Genomic DNA, 5,942 nt, shown 5'->3' with positions numbered 1-5,942 from the left:
GTTTCGCACCCCGCTCGCCATCATCCGCAACGCGGCCGACATGATCGGCCTTGTCGGCCACAAGTCGCCCGAAGCGACACGAGAACGGATTGCCGGTATTGGCGAGGCGCTCGATCGCCTGTTTTCCCTGATCGACCGCTTCATGGCCAATGATCGCGACAGCGGGTTTCAGCCGGAGATGATACGCGTCGGTTTGCTTATTGCCGATGTGCGGCTGCATTTCGGGATGACCGGGCGCGGCGAGCGCCTGATCTTTACGGCGGATGACGACGCCGTTTCGCTTGTCGCCGATCCCGAGATGCTGGCGACCGTCCTGATCAACCTCATCGACAATGCGCTCAAATATTCGTCGGAGGACCAGCCAGTGGATATCGATGTGCGCAGCGAAGGTCGAAGTGCGGTCATTCGGGTGCGTGACCGTGGCATCGGCATTCCACAGGCCGAGCTTCACAAGATCGGCAGGCGCTTTTTCCGGGCCTCCAATACGATGGCGGGAACCGGAACCGGTCTCGGCCTCTATTCTTCGCGCAAATTGCTGGCCTATCACGGCGGCAAGCTGCAGTTGCTCGCCAACGACGACCAGGGCATTACGTCCATCGTCAGCCTGCCTCTGGCAGGCGAGGCAACGGATCGACTTTCGCCCGAGGAACTGACCGCATGACGCATATTCTGATCGTCGAGGACGAGCCCCGGCTGCGCAAGGATCTGGCGGATTTCCTGGAACTGACGGGCTTCACGGCCGAAGGCGTCGCCACGGCAGGGGAATTGCGCCAGACGCTGGCCAACGGCAGCTCGCCCGCTGTCATCATCCTCGATGTCGGGCTGCCCGATGGGAACGGGTTCGATCTGGCAACCGAAATCCGCAAATCACATGCCTGCGGCATCATCATGCTGACGGCACTCGGTGACAGCGACGACCGTATCCGTGGCTTTGAGAGCGGCGCCGACATCTACCTGGTCAAGCACAGCACGCTGCGCGAGATCGACGCCGCAATTCGCAGCCTGCTGCGACGGACGGGAGCCCCGCCCGACTCTGCCAACGGCAGCAGCGATCGGTGGGTGCTGGACGGCACGAACTGGATGCTGATCGCGCCCAATCACCGTTCGCTTAAACTGACGGCGGCCGAGTTCGCCTTCATGAACGTGCTCTGCAACCGTAGCGGCGAAATCTGCCAGCGCGAGGATCTGGTGGAGCTTGTCGCCCGTCCCAGGTCGAACTTCGACAACAGGCATCTCGACGCAGTCGTCAGCCGGCTACGCCGCAAACTGGAGGAGCACATCAGCTTGCCCGCGCCGATCAAGGTCGTCTATGGCGTTGGCTACATCTTCACCGCAGCCGCCGCCGTGCAATGAACGTCTGCTCAACGGCTGCTTCCAGACCGAAGCATCGACTGGTCATGGCGCGGCAGGACCTCGATGTGCAGCCTGCAATGTCCGCTCTCAGGAAGCCACCATGCCCGCCCCTAAGACCGAGATTGCCGCCATTCGCAACCTGGTCAATGACGCTCACCGTTGGCCCATAGCGGAACACCCTCAGCTTACTCCTCGCCCTGCTTCTGCGCGATGATGTCGAGCCGCTCGCGGTCGGAGCGTTCGCGCTCGTCGCGGTTGCGCACGTCCTTGTAGGCACGCTCAACCATGTTGGTGCGGGCGGTCGCGGCGGCGATGAGGCCGGCTTCTTGCTTCGCGCTTGCCAGGTTCGCCTCCTGGCGCACGACCGCTTGGGCGATGCGGCGGTGGTAGAGATCGGGGAACAGGGCGGAAAGCGAATCGGGCTGGTCGAAATGGCCGACCAGTTCCCTGGCTTCAGCCTCGGCGGCACTGGCCGCGGCAAGGAAGGTGGCGTGGCGGGTTTCGTGCAGCGCCTTCAGCTGTTCCTGCACCTTGACCAGTTTCTTGAGGCGGTCCTTGCGCGTGCTCATGGTCATCTCGCCAGCGTCAGGTCGACGAAGCCGTCGACGAACAGCGACAGCATGGTGCCGACGGCGAAATAGAAGATGATCATGCCGCCGGCGATGATGAAGGGCTGGGAGATGAAATAGATCGGGATCTGCGGGGTCAGCTTGTTGACGAAGCCGATCGTCAGATTGACGAGAATGGCATAGGCGACGAACGGGCTGCCGAGGCGGATGACCAGGAAGAAGGTGTCCGACACCGTGTCGGTGACATCGACGAGGGCTGCCTGCGGGTTGAAGAAGATGTTGACCGGCGCGACCGTGTAGGAGGAAACCAGCGCGCGTATTATCTCGTGGTCGAAATCGAAGACGAACAGCATCAACAGCGCCGAGAACGAGATGATGGCGGCAAGGGCTGCCTGGGGTTCGGGCTCCTCGATCGCCGGTCCGCCGGTGCCGCCATAACCGACCAGCATGGCGATGGCCGAGCCCATGAAACGCAGGGCTTCCATGTAGAGCCTGGTCATGGCGCCGATCAGGCCGCCGACCAGAAGTTCCGAGATGATCATCGGCACAAGGATCTGCGGGCGCGGGTCGACGAAAGGAAAGATCTTGTCCCACAGGAAGGCGAGCAGGCCGCCGGTGGCGGCGACCGCCATGAACAACCTGACCTGGACCGGGACGCGGGCGCTGGACAGGCCCGGCATCAGCATGAAACAGGCGCCGATGCGGCAGAAGGCGAGGAACGCCGCGATGACGACGCCTTGCGACAGCACGCTCACGATATGGTTCCGAGCACCCTGATCTCGACGCCCTTGGCGATTTCGACATGGCTGAGCACCGGCAGAGTGGTGAACAGGCGCTCGATGATCATGCGCACATAGGGGCGGGCGTCGGGCGCGGTGACGAGGACGAAACGCTCTCCGGCTTCCAGATATTTCTTGATCGCCTTGGTGGCGTCCTGGCCGAACTCCTCGAGCTGACGCGGGTCGATGTCGAATTCGCGCACCTCGCCCTTGGCGTCGCGCTTGAGGCTCTGGTGGAAGGCGAGGTCCCAGCGGTTGCCGAGGCGCAGCACCTTCAGCACGCCGCCCTCGGAGAGGTCGCCGCAGATCTGCTGGGCCATGCGGATGCGGACATGTTCGACGATCTGCTCGGTGCGGCGCACATGCGGCGCGATCTCGGCGATCGCCTCGATGATCAGGTGCAGGTTGCGGATCGAGACGCGCTCGGCGAGCAGCAGCTTCAGCACCGCCTGCAGGCCGGGATAGGAGATGTGCGTGGTGCAGATCTCGTCGGCGAGCTTGCGGTATTCCTGGTCCTGGCGTTCGAGCAGCGCCTTCATGTCCTTGTAGGACAGAAGCTGCGGCAGGTTGTTGCGGATGACCTCGGAGAGGTGGGTGAGCAGCACCGACATGTTGTCGGCGAAGGTGTAGTTCTCGCGCTTCAGATCCTCGGCGAAGGCTTCGACGACGGAATAGGCGCGCATGCCGAAGGCCGGCTCGCGGATTTCCTCGCCCGGTATCTCGGGTATGTCGCGATTGCCGAGCAGAACCATGATCTCGCCGACGCGCATCTGGTATTCGGCCACCACGGTGCCGTGCACCTTGATCTGGTAGCTCTTCGGCGGGATGGCGAAATCGTCGGCGACGCGCACTTCCGGCACCACGAAGCCGTACTGGGTGGCAAATTTCTTGCGCATCTTGCCCATGCGGAAAACCAGTTCCTGATGCGACGTCAGCAGCCTTGTCGACAGCTGCTTGCCGATCAAGAGTTCGATCTCGGCGGTGGCGAGCGAAGCCTTGACCGAGTTCTTCTCTTCCTCGACCTTGGTCGCCTTTTCCTGGTCCTTGATCGCCTCGGCTTCGGCGAGGACACGGTTGGCGCGCATCGGGATGACGTAGCCGAGACCGGCCATGCCGGCGGCGAGCGCAAAGAACGGGAACAGCGGCAGGCCGGGCATCAAGCCGAGCAGGACCAGCAGCGATGCCGCGACATAGAGGGCGCGCGGGTGGGCGCCGAGCTGGCCGAACACCGCCTGGTTGGTCGAGCCGCGGGTGCCGCCCTTGGAGACGAGCAGGCCGGCGGCGAGCGACACGATCAGTGCCGGGATCTGGGTGACGAGGCCGTCGCCGACCGACAGCTTGATGAACACGTCGGCGGCTTCGCCCATGCCCATGCCGTGCCTGATGTAGCCGATGGCAATGCCGCCGACGATGTTGATGGCGGTGATGATGAGGCCGGCGATGGCGTCGCCGCGGACGAACTTCGAGGCGCCGTCCATCGAGCCGAAGAAAGAAGATTCTTCTTCCAGTTCACGGCGGCGCAGCTGCGCGGTCTTGTCGTCGATCATGCCGGCCGAGAGGTCGGCGTCAATCGACATCTGCTTGCCGGGGATGGCATCGAGGGTGAAGCGCGCGCCGACTTCGGCGATACGCGTGGCGCCCTTGGTGATGACGATGAAGTTCACCACGATCAGGATCATGAAGACGATGAGGCCGATGACGAAGTCGCTGGCCATCACCAGCTTGGAGAAGCCGGCGATGACGTAGCCGGCGGCATGCGTCCCTTCATTGCCATGCGACAGGATCATGCGCGTGGTGGCGATGTTGAGCGACAGCCGCAGCATGGTGGCGATGAGCAGCACGGTTGGAAAAGACGAAAAATCGAGCGGCCGCTGGATCCACAGCGCCACCATCAGGATCAGCACCGAAAGCGCGATCGAAAAGGCGAGGCCGACATCGATGAGAAAGGCCGGGATCGGCAGGAACAGCACGGCAAGTATGATGACGATGCCGATGGCGAAGAAGACGTCGCGGCCGTTCTTGGCGGCCGCGCCGGGCTGAATGCTTTCGCTGATCGCCATATCGTCCTCAAACCCCATAGACTGCCGAGCGCGCGACAGCCCTGTGAGGGTAGTCCGCCAAGCTTGCGCGAGGGTGGGAGACTGGCTAGTTCGAACGATCATGCGCAGGTCGCCGTGTCGGCTAGCCTCGCCAGGAAAGGGAAACCCATGCTTCTGATCATCGGCACCATCCGCTTGCCGCCAAACAAATTTGAGGAAGCCAAGCCCGCAATGGAACGCATGGTTTCAGGCAGCCGCGCCGAGGTCGGCTGCATCCAATATTCCTATGCGCAGGATGTTTTTGATGCCGGGCTCATCCGGGTCACGGAAGTCTGGAGCGACAGGGCAGCGCTCGACGCGCACTTCGCCTCGCCGCACATTGCGGACTGGCGTGCGAGCTGGCCGGCGCTGGGCATAGGCGAGCGCAACCTCGTACTCTATGAAGCCGGCGAGCCCATGCCGACCTGAACGGTCCATCGGCCCGATCGATATCGCGTCCACTTGTCGCCAATGTGGTGTCTGTCGGCATTGTGGTTGCCATGCCGTGCCGCCGGGCGTATCAGGCTGGCTTTCCACTGCCTTTCGATATCGGCGAGCCGCCCCGGTGCTTTCCAGAAACCACAGCGAAGTTTACGCCCGCCGGCTGCGCGCGGTGCTGATCAGGTCGTTGCCCCTGCTCGAGGCACGCGGCATCGTGGTGGTCATCCTCGCCGGTGTCGTAGGCGTCATGGCTGGCATATTGGTCACGGCGATGAGCCAGATCGTGCAGGACCTGCACGGGCTGCTGTTCGGCGTTCAGCCAGGCGGCCGGCTTTCCGGCATGTTCTCGCTCGCCAATCCGATGCAGGCGCTGATACCGGCGATCGGCGGCATACTGCTGGGGCTGACGGTGGTCTGGCTCCGGATACGGAAATTCCGCACACCGATCGACCCGATCGAAGCCAATGCGCTCTATGGCGGGCGCATGTCGCTGACCGACACCTTCATCATCGCCGGCCAGACGATGATCTCCAGCGGTTTTGGCGCCTCGGTCGGGCTGGAAGCCGGCTACACGCAGGTTGGCTCCGGGCTGGCATCGCGGCTGGCGGGCATCTTCAGGCTGCGCCGCAACGATGTCCGTATCCTGGTCGGCTGTGGTGCGGCCGGCGCCATCGCCGCTGCCTTCGATGCACCGCTGACCGGCGCCTTCTACGGCTTCGAAT

7 protein-coding genes are annotated in these 5,942 nt (G+C 63.3%); 4 read left to right on the top strand and 3 right to left on the bottom strand.

Features of this window, described 5'->3' with window-relative positions:
- Together EN925_RS19610 and EN925_RS19605 are read left to right on the top strand one after the other, a co-directional pair.
- Positions 1-661: HAMP domain-containing sensor histidine kinase (locus tag EN925_RS19610; protein WP_164894286.1), on the top strand; the 661-nt coding region annotated here is incomplete at its 5' end.
- Entirely contained in the window at positions 658-1,353 is a 696-nt protein-coding gene (locus EN925_RS19605) for a response regulator transcription factor (RefSeq protein ID WP_013529766.1), read from the top strand. The genes EN925_RS19610 and EN925_RS19605, both read left to right, overlap by 4 nt.
- Positions 1,354-1,538: 185 nt before the next feature.
- On the opposite strand, the gene EN925_RS19600 is transcribed toward EN925_RS19605, so the two are convergent.
- From EN925_RS19600 to flhA, 3 genes are read right to left on the bottom strand one after another with little or no spacing between them, the layout of a single operon-like run.
- A complete protein-coding gene (locus EN925_RS19600) occupies positions 1,539-1,922 on the bottom strand; it encodes a hypothetical protein (RefSeq protein WP_013529767.1) in 384 nt (127 codons plus the stop codon).
- 2 nt (positions 1,923-1,924) lie between these two features.
- Positions 1,925-2,677 (bottom strand): flagellar biosynthetic protein FliR, encoded by a 753-nt coding sequence (gene fliR, locus EN925_RS19595; protein ID WP_127385489.1) that lies wholly within the window; start codon positions 2,675-2,677, stop codon positions 1,925-1,927.
- Positions 2,674-4,761, bottom strand: coding sequence for a flagellar biosynthesis protein FlhA (flhA, locus tag EN925_RS19590; protein WP_063168929.1), 2,088 nt, complete (start codon positions 4,759-4,761; stop codon positions 2,674-2,676). The genes fliR and flhA overlap by 4 nt, the downstream gene beginning before the upstream one ends.
- Positions 4,762-4,908: 147 nt before the next feature.
- Here flhA and EN925_RS19585 point away from each other — a divergent pair, with 147 nt between their 5' ends.
- Together EN925_RS19585 and EN925_RS19580 are read left to right on the top strand one after the other, a co-directional pair.
- Positions 4,909-5,208 (top strand): putative quinol monooxygenase, encoded by a 300-nt coding sequence (locus tag EN925_RS19585; RefSeq protein ID WP_063168928.1) that lies wholly within the window; start codon positions 4,909-4,911, stop codon positions 5,206-5,208.
- A 136-nt stretch (positions 5,209-5,344) separates the two neighbouring features.
- Positions 5,345-5,942: chloride channel protein (locus tag EN925_RS19580; RefSeq protein WP_164894285.1), on the top strand; the 598-nt coding region annotated here is incomplete at its 3' end.

This window comes from Mesorhizobium sp. M7A.F.Ca.US.006.04.2.1 (genome assembly GCF_004022915.1).
GTDB classification, from domain to species: domain Bacteria; phylum Pseudomonadota; class Alphaproteobacteria; order Rhizobiales; family Rhizobiaceae; genus Mesorhizobium; species Mesorhizobium ciceri.
Note: the sequence above shows the minus strand (reverse complement) of the source record. Positions and strands in the feature narration are given on the sequence as shown.